The sequence below is a fragment of the Coprococcus intestinalis genome, assembly GCF_023656595.1.
Classification (GTDB): domain Bacteria; phylum Bacillota; class Clostridia; order Lachnospirales; family Lachnospiraceae; genus Coprococcus_A; species Coprococcus_A intestinihominis.
Genome location: NZ_JAMOKJ010000009.1, coordinates 102,765 through 124,926, shown reverse-complemented (window position 1 = coordinate 124,926; position 22,162 = coordinate 102,765). Strand labels below are relative to the sequence as shown.

The window sequence follows — 22,162 nt, the reverse complement described above, 5'->3', positions numbered from 1 at the left end:
TAACTGGGGAAAAATGAATCGCGGGGCACGCGAGGATAGCTTGTAGATACTTGGCTCAGTAGAGCCATTGAGCAAGAAGCCCCCACTTCAAAATCTGTGATTTAAGTGGTGGGAGCATGTCACTTTGTTTGATGAGTATATGGGATTTTTGGATGAATAGTCATAGAGAGATGGCAATTAAAAAGCGCACAAATTGCTGAAAATTAGTTTACGTGACAGAGGGTTGTTTTGTACGTACAATTAAATTATAATAATAAAGTTACAAGGTTTCTCTAAAAAAGAGGAATCGTTATTATCACGCGTAGCTTGACATGAATACACTATTGAGGACGGATATAAACTTAACGGGAATGTATATTATAAATTTATTATGGATAACAAGTACAAGGTAAAATTCTCAGCCCATTGACAAAACGAGGTATTATATTGATGAATTTGAATATATTTGACCGATACTTACTTATCATCAATATCATTGCTTTGGTGATTTACGGTATCAAGGTTTTAGTCTATAAGCATCAGACAAGAGACTGGTTTGAGAAGCTCTGCATGTTCATAGTCTTACTTGGCGGTTCGGCAGGAATTTTGCTCATGATTATTCTTTTTGACAGAAAAGCAGTCAAAGAGAATATGATGTCAAGGGTGTTTACACTTTGCATGTTGGTTATTCAGGCTATTCTATTGCTGATAGTGAAAGGCTATCATGGGGATCAGATTCATATTGATTTCTGGGATTATTTGATGCAGCATAGAATTTTGCTGATCTATCTAGCGGTAGTGAATATACTGACAATCATTGTATTTGGTGTGGATAAGATGAATGCGAAGTCCAATAGGCAGAGAGTGCGAATTGTGACATTGCTGGGATTGGCATTTATCGGTGGTTCGGTAGGTGCGCTGATTGGCATGTATGGATTTCGCCATAAGACGAAGAAAGCTTATTTTACAGTTGGGGTGCCGTTGATTTTGCTGATGCAGGTTGTTGTATTGTTTTATGTGATGAATATGGGAATATTTTTTGGGGAGGTGTCATAATGGGAAGATTTGTTAATCCGGATAACAGTGCCTTTCAGGCAGCACTGAATTCCAGAATTTATGTAGACAAAACGGGATTGATTGCATGTATGAATAATATATTGGATTCGACAGATGCATATATTTGCAACAGCCGTCCACGTCGGTTTGGAAAATCATATGCTGCAAATATGCTTGCAGCGTATTATAGTAAAGGTGCATCATCAGAAGAGATGTTTTCAAAACTGGATATAGGCAAAACACCAGATTTTAAAAGGCATCTGAATAAGTATGATGTTATCCATATTGATATTCAGTGGTTTTTGACGAATTGCGACGATAAGGATAAAGTTGTTGGGTATATTACAAAAATAGTATTGGATGAGTTGAAAGATGTTTATCCTGATATTTTGCCTTCAGAGGTGTTATCCTTACCGGATGCTCTTTCACGTGTAAGAAATAAAACAGGGCAGAAATTTGTCATTATTATTGATGAATGGGATGTGTTGATTCGAGATGAAGCAGCGAATAAGAAAATACAGGATGACTATATTCGGTTTCTTAGAAGTATGTTTAAAGGAATAGAGCCAACAAAGTATATTCAGTTGGCATATCTTACAGGTATTTTGCCAATTAAGAAGGAACGAACACAATCTGCACTGAATAATTTTCGTGAGTATTCAATGTTGAATGCAGGACCGTTGGCTTCTTATATTGGTTTTACAGAAAATGAAGTAAAAGAACTTTGCAAAGTGTACAATAAAGACTTTACGGAAGTGAAACGTTGGTATGATGGCTATCAGTTGGGGGCATATCAGGTTTATAATCCTAATGCAGTCGTAAATACGATGATCGATGGAAATTTTCAAAGCTACTGGTCAGCAACCGCTTCATATGATTCAATTGTACCATTGATCAATATGGATTTTGATGGATTAAAGACATCTATTATTGAAATGTTGTCGGGGGCATCGGTTGATGTGGATGTTGCCTCATTTCAAAATGACATATCGAATATTGTAAATAAAGACGATGTCCTCACATACTTGATTCACATGGGGTATTTGGCATATTCTGCGGACTCCAAAATGGCATTTGTACCGAATGAAGAAATACGGCAGGAGCTGCTTCGGGCAACAAGAAGAAAACAATGGAATGAGTTGATGGTTTTTCAGCGGGAATCGGAACGGTTATTGGACGCAACTTTAGATATGGATGGAACATCAGTTGCTGAACAGATAGAAAAGATACATGAAGAGTATGTTTCAGCGATTCAATATAATAATGAAAATTCGCTCAGCAGTGTATTGGCAGTTGCTTATCTCAGTGCAATGCAATATTATTTTAAGCCAGTGAGAGAATTGCCTACGGGCAGAGGATTTGCAGATTTTGTATTTATTCCCAAACCGGAATATAAGAATGATTATCCGGCACTTATTGTAGAATTGAAGTGGAATAAGAGTGCCAAGAGTGCTTTACAGCAGATAAAGGACAAGAAGTATCCAAATGCTATTAAAAATTATACAGGGGCAATTTTGCTTGTAGGAATTAATTATAATAAGGAGAATAAAAAACATGAGTGTATGATAGAAAAGATGCACATTTGATTTAAAAAGGATACAAATTGTTGTATTGTTTTATGTGATGAATATGGGAATGTAACTTATGAAATATACAAATGTAACGGAAGGCGAATTCGTTGGCCGCAATAATCGTTTTACAGCGGAAGTGCTGATTGGGGGAGTACAGGAAACGGTTCATGTGAAAAACACGGGGCGTATGAAGGAACTGCTATTTCCCGGAGCCAGAGTAACGCTGACTTGTTCAGATAATCCGAATAGAAAAACAAAATATGATTTGATCAGTGTGTATAAAGAATCTTTGGGGTGGGTGAATATTGACAGTCAGGCCCCGAATAAAGTCGTTGGTGAGTGGCTGGCAGGGAGAGATTACACTTTTATTAAGCCGGAATATAAATACGGTGATTCCCGCCTGGATTTTTATATGGAGAAGAAGGATGAGAAATATCTGATGGAAGTCAAGGGATGTACACTGGAAATTGACGGCATCGGATATTTCCCGGATGCACCCAGCGAACGGGCAGTCCGGCATTTGCATGAACTGATGCATGCCGTGAAACAGGGGTATCATTGTATACTGGCCTTCGTGATCGCCATGCCTGGGGTGACGGTTGTACGGCCGAACATGACAACGCATCCGGCATTTGGACAGGCATTATCAGAAGCGATGGCGGCCGGTGTGGAGGTGTGGTATCTGCCGTGTGAGATAACAGCGGACAATATACAAATCAAGGGCAGAAAACGAAAATATTACTCGGTTCAGGATAGACTTTATCCTCACGTAGTGATACAATAGAAGCGTGTTTTGGGATGGAGATGAATGAGGAGGTATACATATGCAGCCAATATATTTATCAATCCAACAGGAAGAGACCGGTGCACAGATTCGGAAGCTGATGATGAAGAACGGCTACACCGTCAGAGATGTCCAGGGGGCTATGGGATTTGAGAATCCTCAGGCTATTTACAAATGGATATCCGGCAAGTCTTTGCCGAGTCTCGACAATTTCCTTATATTAAGCCGATTACTGCATGCCAGTATCGAAGATATCCTCGTCGTTGACGGGGATATTGTTATGTCAGCACTTTTTGAGACCATAGAGGACGCCGTCAGTGAATCCGGTGAATTAGCATATGTTATTTCGCTGCTAAAAGGGTTTTACTGACGGCGTCTTTAGATTATAATAGAACCATAGAGCGGTCGTGAATGAAGAAAAGCAGTAGGCCGCAGTAAGGGGGATTTTTTTATGCGAATTGAAAATTTACAGAATGACAACAGAAAATTTATCAAATCCATCGGCAATTTTCATGTGCTGGAGTATATGCAGGATGCCAGTGTATCACCGATGAATGCCATGAATGAATATTTTATGAGCAAGATGAATGTGAGAAGAAGACAGGTTGTCATTGATATTGACAAGAATCATTCAGCCATTATCCAGGCAGGAGCAATGCAGTGGATGGGCGGTCATGTTGAGGCAACGTCCGGCGTCAAGGGAATCGGCGATTTGTTCGGAAAGGCCATCAAAGGGGCCGTGACAAAGGAAACAGCCGTGAAGCCTGAATATGTGGGAGAAGGCTGTCTGGTGCTGGAACCGACGTATAAGTATATTATTCTGGTGGATATGGCAAAATGGGGTGCAACAGGCATGACCATAGAGGACGGCATGTTTCTTGCTTGTGATGCCAATGTGAAGAATAAAGTGGTTGCAAGAAAGAATATCTCATCCGCAGTTCTCGGCGGTGAAGGCCTGTTTAATCTCAGTCTTCAGGGAGATGGTGTGGCTGCACTTGAGAGCAATGTGCCGGAGGAAGAGTTGATCGAAGTTGTTCTGGAAAACGATGAGCTGAAAATCGACGGCAATCTGGCAGTCTGCTGGTCATCGAATCTTGATTTTACAGTGGAGAGAACAACAAAGACGCTGGTTGGCTCGGCTGTCAGCGGCGAAGGCCTTGTGAATGTTTACAGAGGAACAGGCAGGGTCCTGATGTGTCCGGTTGCACCGACATCATCACTTTTTGAGGCAGCGAATACCATGAGTGCAAAGGCAGCAGCCAAGAATAGTAACACATTTGGCAAATAAGCAGACAGTGTGCGTTTGCAGGGCGGCGATTACCTATGATCAGCAGAAGATGGGAGAAACTACATATGCCAAAGGGAACGAACCAGAAGTTCAAGTTATACAGACTTGCGCAGATTATGATGAAGAAAACGGATGAAGAGCATTATATCACCATGCCGGAGATCAAGGAGGCCCTTGCAGAGTATGATATTACGGCAGACAGAAAGAGTCTTTACAATGACCTGAGGGATTTGGAGATACTGGGCATAGAGGTGGAAGGGGAACAGGATGGCAATCGTTATCGCTATCATGTGGTCAACAGACCCTTTGAATTGCCGGAACTTAAACTTCTGGTGGATGCCATTCAGTCTTCCAAGTTCATCACGGAGAAGAAATCTAACAGCCTGATCAAGAAGCTGGAAACAATGGTCAGTGAGTATGATGCCCAGAAATTGCAGCGTCAGGTCTATGTATCCGGAAGAATCAAGGCCATGAATGAGAGTATTTACTATACCGTGGATGCCATTCATAATGCGATTTCGGAGAACAAGAAGATTCGGTTTCAGTATTTTCAGTGGAATGTGAAGAAGGAACCCCAACTGCGTCATGGCGGGGCCTGGTATCATATCAGTCCCTGGGGATTATCCTGGGATGATGAGAATTATTATCTGGTGGGATTTGATTCTGAGGCAGGTCTGATCAAGCATTTCAGGGTTGACAAGATGCTGAGGATCGCGCTTTCCAATGAGAACCGGGAGGGCAGAGAACATTTTAAGAAACTGGATATGGCTGATTATGCCAGAAAAAGTTTCGGCATGTTCGGTGGTGAAGAGGAAACGGTGAAGCTGCAGGTGAGCAATGGCCTGGCAGGCGTTATCATCGACCGCTTCGGCAAAGATGTTATGATGATTCCTGTGGATGAGGATCATTTCAACGTCAGTGTGGATGTCCGTGTCAGCAGGCAGTTTCTGGGCTGGGTATTTTCACTGGGTGAAAGTGTCAGGATTTTGGGACCGGAAGCTGTGGTTGATCAGATGAAGGCTGAGACACAGCGCCTGATAGGACAGTATGATATAAAATAATAATGCAGTATGCTATAACACAATAATAAAGCAGCAAGCACAGTAAAAAATGTAATATTGTACAGTTAAAAATGTAATATTGCGTCTTGTCATTTGAAAATCTTCATGTTATACTATACACAACATGAAGCGAAGATTGTTTTCATGCAAATATTTGCCCACCAATTATTTGGTTAAGCCCATACGGACAGGCGGGGCAGCTGCCGATTGCGGTGAGAGACCGCATTATTGATTTAGTTAAAAGCTAAATTTTATAAGTCTTTTGTCTGAGAAGAAGGCTCAGAATCAAACATCACTTGTGAAATGGTCAATAAAACGTAGGATTAGCAAATATTTGCTGGTAGGAGTACCAACGATAGGCTCTGGAAATATTTTTCGTAGATATGAGAGTGAATAGACAGGGTATAGCATATAGCACTAAGAATATGAATAAGACATGAAAGACAGGTGAGTTTTGCCTGTCTTTTTTTGTGTTATGGAGTGATGAAATGAACAGAAATAAACAGATGCATGCGCCGGTGTATGAAGCATTGGAGCGCTTAAAGCGAAGAAGAGTAGTCCCTTTTGATGTGCCGGGACATAAAAGAGGAAGAGGAAATCCGGAATTGGTGGAACTTCTGGGAGAGAAATGTGTCAGCCTGGACGTCAATTCCATGAAGCCGTTGGATAATCTCTGTCATCCGGTATCAGTGATCAAGGAAGCAGAAGAACTTGCAGCAGAGGCTTTTCGTGCAGCCCATGCTTTTTTTATGGTTGGCGGAACAACATCTTCTGTGCAAAGCATGGTACTTTCCTGTTGCAAGGCCGGCGACAAAATTATTTTGCCCAGAAATGTGCATAAGAGTGTGATCAATGCTCTGGTGTTATGTGGTGCGATTCCGGTTTATGTGAATCCGGAAGTGGATAATAAGTTGGGAATATCCCTTGGAATGCAGGTCGCTGAAGTAGAGAAAGCAATCAAAGAGAATCCGGAAGCTGTCGCAGTACTGGTGAACAATCCGACTTATTACGGGATTTGCTCGGATTTGCGTACAATTGTTCAAGTGGCTCATGCACATAAGATGCTTGTATTGGTGGATGAGGCCCACGGTACGCATTTATATTTTGGAGAGAATCTGCCGGTCTGTGCCATGGACGCCGGAGCGGATATGGCATCTGTTTCCATGCATAAATCCGGCGGCAGCCTGACGCAGAGTTCTTTGCTGCTGACAGGAAAGAATGTTAATTGGGAGTATGTCAGTCAGATTATCAATCTGACTCAGACCACCAGTGCTTCCTATTTGCTGATTTCAAGCCTTGATATTTCCAGGAGAAATCTGGCTCTCCGGGGAAAGGAATCTTTTGAGAAAGTAAGCCGTATGGCAGAATATGCCAGAGAAGAGATTAATTCCATCGGTGGATTTTATGCCTATGGCAAGGATATGATTAATGGCGGCAGCATTTATGATTTTGATGTGACGAAACTGTCAGTGTATACAAGAGATATTGGACTGGCCGGTATTGAAGTCTATGATCTTTTACGAGATGAATATGATATCCAGATTGAATTGGGTGACATTGCCAATATTCTGGCGTATATCTCGATTGGTGACAGAATACAGGACATTGAGCGGCTGGTGGGGGCTTTAGCGGACATCAAGCGCCTTTATGCGAAGAATCCTGAGCAGATGCCAAATGCGGAGTATATCAAGCCGACAGTTTGCGTATCACCGCAAACCGCTTTTTACGGCGAGAAGAAATCCGTGCCGATCCGTGAAACAGAAGGAATGATCTGCAGTGAGTTTGTTATGTGCTATCCGCCGGGAATTCCGATTCTGGCGCCGGGGGAAATGATTACCCGGGAGATTATTGATTATATTATCTATGCAAAAGAAAAAGGCTGTTCCATGCAGGGCATGCAGGATCCGGCAGTGGAATCACTGTTTGTATTGACAGGAAAATATTGATAGAAGGAGGGAGAGCAATGGAACTGTGGTTTTCTGATTATCACACAGAGAAAGTCAGGGTTTCCGTCAAGGTTCAAAAACAATTATTTGGACTTCAGACAGAATTTCAGAGAATCGATGTGTTTGATTCGGATGAATTCGGCCGGTTTTTAAGTGCTGACGGCAGCATTGTATTCTCTGAAAAGGATGAGTTTATTTATGATGAAATGATTGTGCACGTGCCAATGGCGGTACATCCGCATGTAAAAAATGTTCTGGTGATCGGTGGCGGAGACGGCGGCGTGGCCAGAGAATTAGGCTACTATGAAGAAATCGAGAAAATCGATGTGGTGGAACCGGATCGGGTTTTTGTGGAAGTCTGCAAAGAATTTTTCCCGGATAATGCCTGCGGCCTTGGGGATAAGAGAGTCAGCATTTATTATGAAGACGGGTTGAAGTTTCTGCGTTTAAAACAGAATGAATACGATTTGATTATCAACGATGCCATTGATCCGCTGGGACATAATGCCGGTCTTTTTACAAAAGAGTTTTACGGCAACTGTTATAGAGCGCTGAAAGAAGACGGTATCATGGTGTATCAGCATGGAAGTCCTTTTTATGATGAGGATGAGGAATCCTGCAGAGTGATGCACAGAAAGGCCAGTCACAGTTTTCCAATCAGCAGGGTATATCAGGCACACATTCCGACTTGTTCTTCGGGATACTGGCTTTTTGGTTTTGCTTCCAAGAAATACCATCCACTGGAACATCTGGATGCCAAAAGATGGAAGGAACGTCACATTAAAACCTGGTATTATACAACCAATCTGCATAAAGGAGCATTTATGCTGCCGAGATATGTAGAAGACATGCTGGAGGAAGAGGAAGATCGTAAGAAATAGAGCTTTCTAAAGAGCAGATAACAAATGCATTATAAATACATGATGAAATAAAGGAAAAGCAGAGGAGATTAAAAATGGGAAGATTATTAATTATTGGATGCGGCGGTGTTGCCGGTGTGGCTATTCACAAATGCTGTCAGAACAGCAAAACATTTTCAGAAATCTGTATTGCCAGCAGAACAAAGTCAAAATGTGATGATTTGAAGGAAAAGCTGGAGAAAACGACAGAGACGAAGATTACAACGGCCCAGGTGGATGCAGACAATGTAGATGAACTGATCGCACTGATTAAAGATTATCAGCCGGATGCGGTTTTGAATGTGGCATTGCCGTATCAGGATTTGACAATCATGGATGCTTGTCTGGCATGCAAGGTGGATTATATTGACACAGCCAATTATGAACCGGAAGATACGGATGATCCACAGTGGCGTGCAATTTATGAAAAACGATGCAAAGACGAAGGATTTACGGCATATTTTGATTATTCCTGGCAGTGGGCTTATCAGGACAGATTTAAAGAAGCCGGTATTACAGCACTTCTGGGCAGTGGTTTTGACCCTGGGGTTACAAGCGTTTTCACAGCCTATGCGCTGAAGCATTATTTTGATGAAATTGATACCATTGATATTCTGGATTGTAATGGTGGTGATCATGGTTATCCTTTTGCAACGAATTTTAATCCGGAGATTAATCTGCGTGAAGTATCTGCCAATGGTTCCTATTGGGAAAATGGTCATTGGGTTGAGACAGAGCCTATGGAGATTAAACGTGAATATGACTTCCCTCAGGTTGGACAGAAAGATATGTACCTGCTTCATCATGAGGAAATCGAATCACTGGCCAAAAATGTACCCGGTGTAAAAAGAATTCGTTTCTTTATGACTTTTGGACAGAGCTATCTGACTCATATGAAGTGTCTGGAGAATGTGGGAATGCTTTCTACATCACCAATTATGTATGAAGGCAGAGAAATTGTTCCGATTCAGTTTTTGAAAGCACTGCTTCCGGATCCGGCTTCTTTGGGACCTCGCACGGTTGGGAAGACAAATATCGGCTGTATTTTCACAGGAAAGAAGGATGGAAAAGAAAAGACTATTTACATCTATAATGTATGTGATCATCAGGAATGCTACAAAGAAGTGGGCTCTCAGGCGATTTCTTATACAACAGGTGTGCCGGCTATGATTGGTGCAGCATTGGTGCTGGATAAAGTATGGGATAAAGATGGTGTCTTCAATATTGAAGAATTTGACCCGGATCCGTTTATGGATATGCTCAACCAGTATGGTTTGCCATGGGTTGTGGATGAAAATCCACAGACAGTAGAATGATGTTTGAGGGACTGCCGACACCCTGTTATGTAGTGGATGAAGGCAGAATCCGACACAATCTTGAAATCCTGCAGCAGTTAGAAAAGGATACAGGCTGTCATGTTCTGCTGGCACAGAAAGCATTTTCCATGTACAGACTTTATCCAATGATCGGGCGGTACATCAGCGGAACAACTGCCAGCGGCCTGTACGAAGCCAGACTGGGATATGAAGAGATGGGAAAAGAAAATCATGTTTTTGCACCGGCTTATAAAGAAGCGGATATGCAGGAACTGGTGACGATCTGCGATCATATTATTTTTAATTCCTTTGCACAGTATGAAAAATATAAAGATATCTGCCAGGCAAAGGGGGTCAGTGTCGGCATCCGTGTGAATCCCCAGTGCTCGACACAGGAAGGTCATGACATTTATGACCCATGCGGTTATGCATCGAGACTTGGAGTCACAAAAGCACAGTTTCCGGAAGTTCTCCCGGAGGGGATTGAAGGACTACATTTTCACACATTGTGTGAACAAAATGCGGATGATCTTGTGACAACCTTTCAGGCATTTGAAGAAAAATTCGGAAAATATCTTCACTGTATAAAGTGGCTGAATCTTGGCGGCGGTCATCATATTACAAGGAAAGATTATCAGTATGAAACACTAGTGAAACTGATTCGCTATATCCGGGATACCTATCATGTGACAGTTTATCTGGAGCCAGGAGAAGCAGTGGCATTGAATGCCGGTTATATGGTGACAGAGGTGATGGATATTGTTCATAATGATATGGATATATTGATTTTGGACGTTTCAGCAGCCTGTCATATGCCGGATGTCCTGGAAATGCCATATCGTCCGCCACTGTCCGGTGGATGCGAGGCAAATCAGAAACCGTATACCTATCGGCTTTCTTCTATGACTTGCCTGGCTGGAGATGTGATTGGTGATTACAGTTTTGAAAAGCCGGTTCAGATTGGCGACCGTCTGGTGTTTGAAGATATGGCAATTTATTCCATGGTCAAGAATAACACCTTTAACGGTATGCCTCTTCCGGGCATCGCTTTGCTTCGTGAAAATGGAAGCACAGAAATGGTAAGAAAATTCGGCTATCAGGATTTCAAAATGCGTTTATAGATAAAATATTATATGGTTCGTATATTAGGAATAAGAAAATGAAGAATATCAAAACAATTCCGTCAGCAGATGGCTATCATATGCCGGCAGAATATGCCTGTCACAAGGGATGTATCCTTATATGGCCGCAGCGTCCGGGTTCCTGGAAAAAGAATCCTGAAGCGGCAGAAAAGGCTTTTTGCGCTGTGATGCAGGCAATTGCTGAAAGTGAGGCTGTGTATCTGGCGTGCGGGAAGGCGGCGCTTCCCAGGGCAAAGGCCTTTGCTGATGAATATAACAGACAATTTCAGAGGGAAATTTCAGAAAAGAAGCATTTCCCGGTGGTTGTATTTGAGGCGGAAACCGATGATGCCTGGGCAAGAGACATAGGGCCTACTTTTGTTGTCAAAGATGACACAGTGCGTGGCATCAGCTGGACATTTAATGCCTGGGGCGGTGAGGAAGACGGCTTGTATGCATCATGGCAGAAAGATGATGCTTTTGCGGCAGCATTTGCAAAAAGAGAAGGCTATGTCTGTTATGATGCCTCTCCCTTTGTACTGGAAGGTGGATCTATTCACAGTGACGGTGAAGGGACAGTGATGGTGACTGAGTCATGCCTGCTGAGCCGGGGAAGAAATCCTCAGCTTTCAAAAGCGGAGATAGAGGAAAAGCTGCAGCAGTTTCTGGGGGCTGAAAAGGTTCTCTGGTTGCCAAGAGGCATTTATAATGATGAAACAAATGAACATGTGGACAATGTCTGTGCTTTTATCAGACCGGGAGAAGTGGTTCTGGCCTGGACAGATCGGGAAGATGATCCGCAGTATTCGCTTTCGCTGGCATGTCTTCGCTATCTGGAATCCCAGACAGATGCCAGAGGAAGAAGGATAAAAGTGCATAAGCTTCCGATACCGGATGTGCCGGTGTGTGTGACAAAAGAGGATTTGGAAGGTTATGCTTTTGAAGATGGTGAAGATACGAGAGAGGAAGGAGAACGTCTGGCGGCTTCCTATGTGAATTTCTACTTTTCAAACGGTGCAGTGGTAATGCCGGCTTTTGGCGGAGAAAATATCAAAAGTGATCAGAGAGCAGCAGAAATCATGGAAAAACTTTGCCCGGAACGGAAAGTGATTACTGTTGATGCCAGGGATATTTTGACAGGCGGAGGCAATATTCATTGTATTACACAGCAGATTCCATTTGGAAAAGCAGAACAGGGAGAATAATTATTAATGAGAAATGTTAAGATAGCAGCTATTCAGATGCAGTGCAGTACGAATCTGCAGACCAACCTTGAAAAGGCCGAGAAAATGGTACGGCAGGCAGCGGGAGATGGTGCACAGATCATTTTGCTGCCGGAACTTTTTGAACGGGAATATTTTTGCCAGCAGCGCAGATATGATTTTTATCATCTGGCAAAGCCTGTGGAAGAAAACGATGCGGTGCAGATGGGCATGCGGCTGGCAAAGGAACTCAACGTCGTATTGCCGATCAGCTTTTATGAACAGGATATAAACACATTATATAATTCCATTGCCTGTATTGATGCGGACGGCACATTGTCGGGGGTGTATCGTAAGACACATATTCCGGATGATCATTATTATCAGGAAAAGTTTTATTTTACACCGGGGAATACCGGCTTCAAAGTATTTGATACCCGTTACGGCAAGATAGGGATTGGTATATGCTGGGATCAATGGTTTCCGGAAACGGCCAGATGTATGGCCCTTATGGGAGCAGAGATACTGCTTTATCCGACGGCGATTGGCTCCGAACCGATTCTTGAATGTGACAGTATGCCGCATTGGAGACGCTGCATGCAGGGACATGCCGCTGCCAATCTCATGCCTGTGATTGCTGCCAATCGGATAGGCCGGGAAGAAGTGACCCCATCTCCTGAAAATGGCGGACAGAGGTCAGCCCTTGTTTTCTATGGCTCTTCTTTTATGACAGATGAAACAGGTGGATTGAAAGCCTGCGCGTCCAGAGATCAGGAAGAGATTTTAACCGGTGTGTATGATCTGGATGATCTGGCTGATAAACGTCTTGAATGGGGACTTTTCCGGGATCGGAGACCGGAGATGTATATAAAAATAACACAATAAAATTTTTTAAAAGAACTGCTTGTTTGATTTTCGATTTGTTCCTGAGTATGGTATACTGGTACTATCTATCAAAAAGGGTTGGGCCTGGTTTTATGCTTAAAGGAAGAATTGTATGATAGAAATCTATATAAGCAGTTCTTTTTTTATGAGAAAAAGGAATCAGAAAGTGAGGAAGTATAATGAACGAATTGTACGAAGCGATTGAGAAGAAGATTAAGGCATCCGGATATCCTCGGGCTATTTCAGGAGCCGATGTGTATGATGATATTTGTGACCAGATTGAAGGTAAAGAAAACGGAGAATATATATTATTATCAAAATTTGACGAAGATGTCGTCTTTGAATATCATATTACCATTCAGGATGAGAACTTTAATCTGGGCATTTTGACGATGAAGACACCTGAAGGTGTATTTAAGGCAGATTTTGATGCAGAATAGAAACCGGATGGAAAATATATTTTATGATGGAGAGAGAAGATGAAAACTAAAAGAAAACGGATCGGTGATTTCTGTGCTAAAGGGACGAAGGAGGCGGCTTGATCATGAGGATTGTTGTCAGTGCCTGTCTTTTGGGGGAGAACTGCAAATACAGCGGCGGCAATAATGAGAATAAAGCGGTGCTGAATTTTGTAAAAGACCATGAACTTATACCGGTCTGTCCGGAAGTATTGGGCGGACTGCCTGTGCCGAGAATGCCGGCAGAGATTGTGAATGGTGTTGTCAGATGCAGGGACGGACGATCCGTGGATGACGCATTCAGGAGCGGGGCTGCCAAGGCATTGACGATTGCTTTGAAGGAAAAAGCAGATCTGGCCATTCTTCAATCCAGGAGTCCTTCCTGCGGCGTCAAGGCCGTTTATGATGGTACTTTCAGTGGAAAGATTATTCCGGGAGAAGGTGTTTTTGCAGAGCTTCTTCGGGAAAACGGCATCAGAGCCATAGATGCTGCGGATATTGATGCATGAAAAAAGGATACATGGATAATTTTACCTGTGATAAATAAAGGAGAGGATTGGAATGGCCTTTGATTTCAACAAACAATTTGAGAAGATGATGCGGGAGTATGATGTGACAGAAGTTGTACTGCTTGGACATATGAATCCGGATGGGGATGCAGCAGGTTCCGTCATGGGGCTGGCACATTATATCAAGGTGAATTATCCCCAGTATACAGCATGGCCTTTTTTGTCAGATAAACTGGATAAAGGCCCGAAGAAACAGGTCATGGAGGATGAGATTTTTGCTCCTTTTGAGCGTCCGAAGTTGGCGTCTGAAAGGTATGCGGTGATTGTCTGTGATACAGCAACGCTTAAAAGGCTCATCGGCATGAAATATTACCAGCGGGCAGTGGTTTCGATGATCATTGACCATCATGCCTCTAACGAAGGATATGGAATAATCAATGACATAAAGGTTTCGGAATCCTGTGCCTATAACGTTTTTGAAATATTAGATAAAGAAATGCTCAAAAAGGCGGCTTCGGCACCACACCCGAATGGGGCAGATTATCTGTATATGGGCATTCTTCATGACACAAGCCGATTTTCAAGATCGGATGCCGAAATTGAGGCAGCGGGTTCAAAATTGCTGGCAATGGGGGCCGATCATCGCTATGTGATGCGGACGATGCAGGATAAGACATTGGATGATCTGATCAGACAGGGAGAGATCCTTCGCAGAGTGAAGCGCGTGATGGAGGGCAAAGTGGCATATGTTTATATGTCCTATCAGGAAGCGAAGAAACTGCATATCAGCTATGAAGATATTCATCCTATCAGCGGAATGCTCAGAGATTGTGAAGATATCGAGATGGGGTTTTCTATGTATGAGGAAGCACCGAATATTTGGCGATGTTCTTTCAGATCGGATGGACAATGGATAAATGTGAATGAGATGATGAAAAGTTTTGGTGGCGGCGGACATGCGGCGGCAGCCGGGCTTCGCAGAGAGACCGATCAGCCGGAAGTATTGCTTGAGCAGCTGCTGGCACAGATTGAAAGCATACAATCGTTGGGGTGATAATATTAATCGGCATTTTACTTATTCGGAATGACTGTCTGAGCATCAGGTGGTGATCGTCAATATTATGGACGCTGCCCTGAAGTGGAAGTAGAAAGAGAACTGTAAGAAAGTTCATAGAATTTTAACAGAATACCGGGGCAGGAAAGTTGACGTAAAACTAAAAAAAGAGTACAATATGATAATTGTTTAGAGTATTTTGAAGGCTGAATCTGAATGATGATGCAATACACAATGAATATATAGAAAGGAATAGGATGCCTGAACGATGAGGCATGATGTGTGATAAAATATGAATATTTTTGAAAAGAGAGAATCTGTTGTCAGATCCTATTGCAGAAAGTACCCTGTCGTTTTTAAGAAAGCTTTGAATGCTGAAATGTTTTCTGAAGACGGTGAGCGATATGTTGATTTCCTGGCTGTAGCCGGTTCTATGAATTACGGTCACAACAATCCTGAGATTAAGAAAGCCATTTTGGATTATCTGGCGGATGACAATATTATCAATGCACTGGATATGTACACCAGTGCCAAAGAGGAATTTTTGACAGAATTCGAGAGACTGATCCTCAGTCCGAGAAAGCTGGATTATAAAGTTATGTGCTGCGGACCGACAGGTACCAATGCAGTTGAGGCAGCGCTGAAATTGGCCAGAAAGAACAAGAAACGGACCAATGTGATTGCTTTTGCAGGTGCTTTTCATGGCATGAGTCTCGGCAGTCTTGCCTTGACGACAGATAAGACAAGCCGTGAAGGCGGCAGTGTTCCGCTGACCAATGTCACATTTGTTCCATATGACGGCACATTTGATTCACTGGCTTATTTGCGTTGGGTTCTGGCGGATGACCATTCAGGTGTAGACAAGCCTGCGGCAATTATTCTTGAAACCGTTCAGGCTGAGGGCGGCATTAACCCTGCCAGTGTAGAGTGGCTGCGCGGCATTCGTCAGATCTGTGATGAGAACGACATTCTGATGATTGTGGATGATATTCAGGTGGGCAACGGCAGAGCAGGTTATTTCTTCTCATTTGAGAGAGCAGGCATTGTTCCGGATATGGTTGTTATGTCCAAGTCTATTTCAGGTTTTGGCATGCCGATGGCACTGCTTCTGATCAAACCGGAACTGGATATTTTCAGACCGGCAGAACATAATGGTACATTCAGAGGCAATCAGCTGTCTTTCATCGGCGGTACAGCCGGTATCCGATATTTTACGGAACACAAGCTGGATGAAGAAGTCAGACGTAAGGGTCAGATCATTGAACAGTTTATTCAGAAAGAGATCCTGCCAATGGATGCAAGACTGGTACATAGAGGCATCGGTATGATCTGGGGTATTGATTTCAATGGCATTGCGCCGGAGAAAGCCATCGAGGTCATTCACAAGGCTTTTGACAATCATCTGATTCTGGAAGTTGCAGGCCGTCATGACGGCGTTGTCAAGATTATGCCTCCGCTGACAATTGAGGATGACACACTGATGGAAGGCCTTCAGATTGTGAAGAAATCCATTGCAGAAGTGTTGAATTAATCTATGAATAGAGTCTGGATATAGAAGAAAAGCTCACAGAAGAGGAGAGTGTATAAACATCGAATATTTCTGTGAGCTTTTACATTATTATTTCTTTTATATTGTTATTTCATTTTTTTCATGGTAAGGTACCAGTCGAGATGTTCAATGGTATTGTCTGAACTTTCAAGACGTTCCTGAGCTTCTTCAATTGTCAATGGAGCCCCCATGACTACAGCATCTCCGGGCTGCCAGTTTGCCGGTGTGGAATAATGCGTTTTGTCATTTAACTGCAATGACTGTAGAATACGTATAATTTCAGGAATATTTCGTCCGGTGGACATAGGATAGTACAAGATGGTACGGATCATACCCTCTGGATCAATAATAAACACTGCACGAACGGTTTGTGTATTTGCAACAGTCTGGAGCATACCATATTTTCTGGCAACATTCATACTAATGTCTGCAATAATTGGGAAAGGAATCTTCACTTTTCCTTCGTTATTGAAATTCAATGCTTCGATACTTTTGATCCAGCCAAGATGAGAATGAAGTGAATCAATGGAAAGTCCAATTAGTTTGGTGTTAAGTGATTCAAAGGTTTCATTCATCCTGGAAAGGGCAATAAATTCTGTTGTACAAACCGGTGTAAAGTCAGCCGGATGTGAAAAAAGGACAACCCAACTTCCTTTATAATCGGCTGGAAAATCAATTTTCCCCTGAGTTGTCATTGCATGAAATTCTGGTGCATGGTCACCAATGAGCGGCATTTTGTTTTCTTCCATAGGTCATATTAACTGCATACAGGTTGCAGTTCCTCCTTTCTAAAAATAAAATCCACAATAATCAATTTTATTTTATCATATTTTAATAAAAGTGCAGCGATAACTTGAGAGAAAATTTCTTATTATGTATTATATTTATAGGAAAATACATTTGAGTTATTGTTTGTTTTGCATATATCCTTGACGCAAAGTAGTAAAAAGCATATACTGTTGTTTAAAATTAGTTGAGACTAATGAATGAAAGGGGGTACTTATGAAGTTTTTTCATTTATCGGATTTACATATCGGATTAAAACTGATGAACAGAGATTTACGGGAAGAACAGATGGATATTTTGCGGCAGGTGACAGATTTAGCCAGAGAAGAACAGCCGGATGCCGTCGTGATTGCCGGGGATATCTACGACAAGGCCGTTCCGGCGGCAGAGGCAGTGGAAGTGTTTGACAGCTTTATAACGGAACTGAAAAGGGCTGTGCCGGAGGCTGAGATGATGCTCATCAGCGGCAATCACGACAGCGGTCTGCGCTTGAATTGCTTCCGAGAGATTCTGGATGAACAGAAAGTACATATGATTGGACTGCCGCCGAGAAGGGAAGAAGAATATATTGAGAAGGTGACGCTTCAGGATGAATTTGGGCCGGTGAATTTCTATCTTTTGCCTTTTGTCAAACCGTCTATGGTGAAGCAGATTGTGGGCGTGGATGAGAATGGCAATAATCTGTCTTATGATGCGACTTTGCATAAATTGATCGCAAGGGAAGAAGTTAATACGACAGAGAGAAATGTGTTAGTCAGTCATCAGTTTTATTTGCCTGTGGGAGAGAATGCAGAGTCAGTTGAGAGAATGGATTCGGAGATTCGTACTGTGGGCAACATCGATGCTGTTGCGTCAGATGTGCTGGAAGCCTTTGATTATGCAGCGCTGGGACATATTCATAAACCAATGAAAGTGGGCAGCGAATTGTATCGTTACTGCGGAACGCCTTTGGCCTGCTCAGTCAGTGAAGCCGGACAGCAAAAGGGTGTCATTATGGTGGAAATAGGTGAAAAAGATTCCAAGACGTCAGTAAAGATAACAGTGCTGCCGCTGAAACCGCTGCGTGAAGTGCGGATCATCAAAGGCAGTCTTGAAGAAGTACTGGCACAGGCCTGCGAGGATTTCGTGACGGTGATCCTGACGGATAGAGTCGATTTAGATATTATGGATATGCAGGACAGAATCCGAATGGCGTTTCCGTATTTGCTGGAAATCCGACGGGAAGTACTTCGAAAAGCCGATTACAGTGAGCAGCTGATGGCGGAGAAGGAACAGGATCCTTTTGAATTATGTTGTTCCTTTTTGAAGGATTTGGATGATGAAGAGAAAACGATTCTTCGGGATGTGATACATACCGTGCAGGGGGTGAAATAGATGAAGCCGATTCAGCTGACAATGCAGGCCTTTGGGTCATATGGGAAGAAGACGGTGATTGATTTTACAAAACCGGATCAGAATTTATTTCTGATAACGGGCGATACAGGTTCCGGGAAGACGACAATTTTTGACGCTATTGTTTTTGCACTTTACGGAGAAGCCAGTTCTGTTGTGAATAGGAAGAACGGTGCCGAATTACAGAGTCAGTTTGCAGCGGCATCTGTGGAGCCTTTTGTGGAATTGATTTTTTCAGAAAAGGAAGGCAGTGAAGATGTGCACTATACGGTTCGACGTGTACCGAAGCATGTCCGCCCTCTGAAAAGAGGAACCGGTCTGAAGGAAGAGAGCGGCAGTGTGTCGTTGATTATGTCAGACGGAACCGAATATCCGTCAAAGGAAACAGACAAGAAGCTGGAAGAAATCGTCGGATTGACGAAGAACCAGTTTATGCAGGTGGCAATGATTGCCCAGGGGGAGTTTATGGCCCTTTTGCGCGCAAAATCCGATGACAAGAAAGTGATTTTCAGAAAACTTTTTAATACAGAACTTTACCAGAATATTGTGGATGAGCTGGCAAAGCGCCGTAAGGACAAGGACAGGAAAATCGCACAGATCAAGACAGCCTGTCAGACAGAAGTGGGACATATTCTTGTGCCGAAACTGGTGACAGCGGATGGTGCAGAGACGGATCAGGAACAGAATGGTGCAGCGGATCAAATAGCGGACGAGTGTAGAGATGCGAATAAACTGCAGGAGTTAAAAGAAAGAATCCTTAAATCAGAAAGGCTTTCATTGCCGGATATGGAGGCTTTACTTCAGACCTTGGTATCAGTCAGTGAATGGACGAAGGATAAGGTGCAGCAGTCAGAGTCAGAGACAAGCCAATTGTATAAAGTCTATCTGTTGAAAAGAGATGCTGTCACAAAAGCAGGGCAGTTGCTGGAACGTTACAAGGAGCTTGAGGAAGCTGAAAAGGAACTGGGTGAATGTGAAGCAATAAAGCCTTTGATGCAGGAATGGCAGCAATGCATGCGGCAGATTGAGGATGCCTATGATATTTTGACGCTTTGGAAGCAATATCAGGAGGTCAGTGGACAGCTTGAAACAGCCCGACAGGCACTCGCTGCCAATGAGCAGGCACTGCCGGAACAGAAAATGGCCTGTGAACAGGCGGCAGTTCAACTGCAGCAGGCAAAGAAAGTACAGGAACAGGCATTGATGGATTTCTCGGAAGTGAAAACCCATGTCGAAAATGATTTAGAAGCTTTTTCCAAAATGGCTGAAGCTAAACGGAAGGTGTTGACGGCTCAAACAAAAGTCGATGAAGCAGGAAAGCAGGCCAGAATAGCAGAGGAAAGTCTGTCAGATCTTGAAAGTAATGAGAAACAGTGGCAGACTCAGGCTGAACTGCTGTCCGATACGGATAGCCGCATGATTATTTTACAAGGAAAGCAGCGGGATATTGCAGGTATCGGGGCGGATTTTGAGAGCTGGAAGGATGAAGAAAAGGATTGCTTCAGCCAACAGAGGTGTGCTGAAGAAGCAGACAAGGTCTATGCTGATGCTAAAGACAGATTTAATAAGGAGAATACGGCTTACATACAGGCCTATAATGATTTCCTTGATGCGCAGGCTGGTTTCCTTGCAGAGAAACTGCAGCGGGGAGAACCTTGCCCGGTCTGTGGTTCGACCATACATCCGCATCCTCATCAGGCAGAAAAATTGGCATTGACCAAGGAAGAATTGAATATATTGTCTGAGAGTGTACGTGAACTTCAAGAAGGACAGGCGGCGGCAGCGAAAAAAGCCGGAGAGGCAAAAGCAATGCTGGATGCAAAGAAAAAAAATTGCATACAAATTTGGGAAAAACTTCGGCAGAAAGTAATTGCATATAGCCGTGATGAGATGGGTGAGTTGGACAGTGAAGAGATTCAAAGTCTGATTGAGACTTGGAAGAAAGCGCTGAAAGATGAAGAGAAACAGCTGCAGAAAGACAAAAAGCAGCTGCAGCAGCTCAAAAAATGGCTGACGAAAGCTGCCAAGGAAAAAGAAGAATTGACTGCACAAAAAAATAAAGCAGAAAAAATGTTAGCTGATACCAAAGCCGAGCTGGCGGCAGCTCAAGCTGAGTTAAAGAGTACATTTATTTCTACATATTATAAATCTGAAGAAGAAGCCAATCAGTTCATGGAGCAGGCCGAGCAAAGGAAGAAGAACGCAGAAAAGCAATATCATAGCTGTGATGGAGTTGACAAAAAAGTACGATCAGATAAAGAAAAGACAGAGCTAGAAATTGCACAGCATCGACGCGATATTCCGAATTTGCAGGATAAGAGTGATAAACGAAAAGCAGTCTATATACAGCTGATGGAGGAAAAACAGCTGACGGAGCCTCAATGGAAGTGTGTGACAGAAAGTTATGATAAGGCAGACAGACAGCAGTTTGAAGAAAAAATCAGACAATATCAGAGTAAGCTGAGTGCAGCAGGTAAGCAGAAGGCAGTAGCAGAGAAAGCCATTGACGGCCATGTGAAGCCGGATATGGAACAGCTTTGTTCTGAACAAAATGTAGCAGAAGCGGCATGGAAAAAAGAACAGGCTCTTTATGAGCGCTATGCAGAAATGTATAAAACCAATCATCGGGTTTGTGAAGCGTTGATGCCGAAGATGGCTGAACGAAGCAAAATCATGGAAGAACACAGAAGACTGGATGATTTGTACAATTTGTTAGCAGGCAAAGTGACGGGAGCCAGAATGGATATCGAGACGTATGTGCAGCGATATTACCTTGAGAGAATTCTGTATGCCGCCAATAGGCGTTTCGGTGAAATGTCTGCCGGGCAGTTTGAACTGCGGATGTGTGATATCACGAAGGCGGGTGAAGGAAGAAACAGGGGCCTGGATTTGATGGTTTATTCCAACGTCACCGGCAAGGAGAGGGAGGTTCGCACTCTTTCCGGCGGAGAGTCGTTTATGGCGGCATTGTCGCTGGCGCTTGGCATGGCAGATCAGATCCAGCAGAGTTCATCGGCCATTCATCTGGATATGATGTTTATTGACGAAGGATTCGGCTCATTGGACAGTCAATCAAGAGATCAGGCAGTTCGGGTATTGCAGCAGATGGCAGGAGGATCGAAGCTGATAGGTATTATTTCACATGTGTCTGAGCTGAAACAGGAAATAGAAGACCAACTGATTGTCAGCAAAGATGAAGAGGGTAGTTCAGCCAGATGGCAGATCAGCTGACAGCAGGGGCAGTGTTATGCTTATTTGGACGGCAATCCGGTGAATGTATGTGATTAATTGATACCTATATTTATA

The 22,162-nt window shown here is 43.1% G+C and carries 19 protein-coding genes; 18 read left to right on the top strand and 1 reads right to left on the bottom strand.

Annotation, left to right across the window (positions count from 1 at the left end; genetic code table 11):
• Positions 1 to 429: 429 nt before the first annotated feature.
• The 16 genes from NBH03_RS08465 to ectB all read left to right on the top strand — a co-directional run bounded on the left by NBH03_RS08465 (position 430) and on the right by ectB (position 16,660).
• Positions 430 to 1,035 (top strand): DUF1294 domain-containing protein, encoded by a 606-nt coding sequence (locus tag NBH03_RS08465; RefSeq protein WP_250799118.1) that lies wholly within the window; start codon positions 430 to 432, stop codon positions 1,033 to 1,035.
• A complete protein-coding gene (locus NBH03_RS08460; protein WP_250799115.1) occupies positions 1,035 to 2,621 on the top strand; it encodes an AAA family ATPase in 1,587 nt (528 codons plus the stop codon). Before NBH03_RS08465 ends, NBH03_RS08460 begins: the two co-directional genes overlap by 1 nt.
• Before the next feature lie 58 nt (positions 2,622 to 2,679).
• On the top strand, positions 2,680 to 3,390 hold the full coding sequence (sfsA, locus tag NBH03_RS08455; protein ID WP_250799111.1) for a DNA/RNA nuclease SfsA: 711 nt from the start codon (positions 2,680 to 2,682) through the stop codon (positions 3,388 to 3,390).
• Between the two features lie 40 nt (positions 3,391 to 3,430).
• Positions 3,431 to 3,760 (top strand): helix-turn-helix domain-containing protein, encoded by a 330-nt coding sequence (locus NBH03_RS08450; RefSeq protein ID WP_117541407.1) that lies wholly within the window; start codon positions 3,431 to 3,433, stop codon positions 3,758 to 3,760.
• An 81-nt stretch (positions 3,761 to 3,841) separates the two neighbouring features.
• Positions 3,842 to 4,678, top strand: coding sequence for an AIM24 family protein (locus NBH03_RS08445; RefSeq protein ID WP_117526848.1), 837 nt, complete (start codon positions 3,842 to 3,844; stop codon positions 4,676 to 4,678).
• Positions 4,679 to 4,743: 65 nt separating this feature from the next.
• A complete protein-coding gene (locus NBH03_RS08440) occupies positions 4,744 to 5,739 on the top strand; it encodes a helix-turn-helix transcriptional regulator (protein ID WP_250799130.1) in 996 nt (331 codons plus the stop codon).
• A 488-nt stretch (positions 5,740 to 6,227) separates the two neighbouring features.
• On the top strand, positions 6,228 to 7,685 hold the full coding sequence (locus NBH03_RS08435; RefSeq protein WP_015512846.1) for an aminotransferase class I/II-fold pyridoxal phosphate-dependent enzyme: 1,458 nt from the start codon (positions 6,228 to 6,230) through the stop codon (positions 7,683 to 7,685).
• Between the two features lie 17 nt (positions 7,686 to 7,702).
• The gene (speE, locus tag NBH03_RS08430; protein ID WP_250799107.1) at positions 7,703 to 8,566 is read left to right on the top strand and encodes a polyamine aminopropyltransferase; all 864 of its coding nucleotides are present in this window, start codon (positions 7,703 to 7,705) and stop codon (positions 8,564 to 8,566) included.
• Positions 8,567 to 8,640: 74 nt separating this feature from the next.
• Entirely contained in the window at positions 8,641 to 9,900 is a 1,260-nt protein-coding gene (locus NBH03_RS08425) for a saccharopine dehydrogenase family protein (protein WP_117541403.1), read from the top strand.
• Positions 9,897 to 11,021: a carboxynorspermidine decarboxylase gene (gene nspC / locus NBH03_RS08420; protein ID WP_250799105.1), complete on the top strand. Its 1,125-nt coding sequence runs from the start codon at positions 9,897 to 9,899 to the stop codon at positions 11,019 to 11,021. Before NBH03_RS08425 ends, nspC begins: the two co-directional genes overlap by 4 nt.
• Positions 11,022 to 11,059: 38 nt before the next feature.
• On the top strand, positions 11,060 to 12,226 hold the full coding sequence (aguA, locus tag NBH03_RS08415) for an agmatine deiminase (RefSeq protein WP_250799099.1): 1,167 nt from the start codon (positions 11,060 to 11,062) through the stop codon (positions 12,224 to 12,226).
• Positions 12,227 to 12,232: 6 nt separating this feature from the next.
• On the top strand, positions 12,233 to 13,108 hold the full coding sequence (gene aguB, locus NBH03_RS08410; protein WP_215691119.1) for an N-carbamoylputrescine amidase: 876 nt from the start codon (positions 12,233 to 12,235) through the stop codon (positions 13,106 to 13,108).
• 179 nt (positions 13,109 to 13,287) lie between these two features.
• Positions 13,288 to 13,548, top strand: coding sequence for a hypothetical protein (locus NBH03_RS08405; protein WP_015512852.1), 261 nt, complete (start codon positions 13,288 to 13,290; stop codon positions 13,546 to 13,548).
• Between the two features lie 104 nt (positions 13,549 to 13,652).
• Positions 13,653 to 14,075 carry a 2-thiouracil desulfurase family protein gene (locus NBH03_RS08400; protein ID WP_215691122.1) on the top strand — a complete coding sequence of 141 codons (423 nt, stop codon included), beginning with the start codon at positions 13,653 to 13,655 and terminating at the stop codon, positions 14,073 to 14,075.
• Between the two features lie 52 nt (positions 14,076 to 14,127).
• The gene (locus NBH03_RS08395; protein ID WP_250799089.1) at positions 14,128 to 15,129 is read left to right on the top strand and encodes a DHH family phosphoesterase; all 1,002 of its coding nucleotides are present in this window, start codon (positions 14,128 to 14,130) and stop codon (positions 15,127 to 15,129) included.
• A gap of 292 nt (positions 15,130 to 15,421) precedes the next feature.
• A complete protein-coding gene (gene ectB / locus NBH03_RS08390; RefSeq protein ID WP_250799088.1) occupies positions 15,422 to 16,660 on the top strand; it encodes a diaminobutyrate--2-oxoglutarate transaminase in 1,239 nt (412 codons plus the stop codon).
• Between the two features lie 104 nt (positions 16,661 to 16,764).
• On the opposite strand, the gene NBH03_RS08385 is transcribed toward ectB, so the two are convergent.
• On the bottom strand, positions 16,765 to 17,427 hold the full coding sequence (locus NBH03_RS08385; protein ID WP_227081838.1) for a peroxiredoxin: 663 nt from the start codon (positions 17,425 to 17,427) through the stop codon (positions 16,765 to 16,767).
• Positions 17,428 to 17,680: 253 nt separating this feature from the next.
• On the opposite strand from NBH03_RS08385, the gene NBH03_RS08380 reads away from it, so the two are divergent.
• Positions 17,681 to 18,838: an exonuclease SbcCD subunit D gene (locus NBH03_RS08380; protein WP_250799087.1), complete on the top strand. Its 1,158-nt coding sequence runs from the start codon at positions 17,681 to 17,683 to the stop codon at positions 18,836 to 18,838.
• A complete protein-coding gene (locus NBH03_RS08375; protein WP_250799084.1) occupies positions 18,839 to 22,087 on the top strand; it encodes an AAA family ATPase in 3,249 nt (1,082 codons plus the stop codon).
• Positions 22,088 to 22,162: the final 75 nt, after the last annotated feature.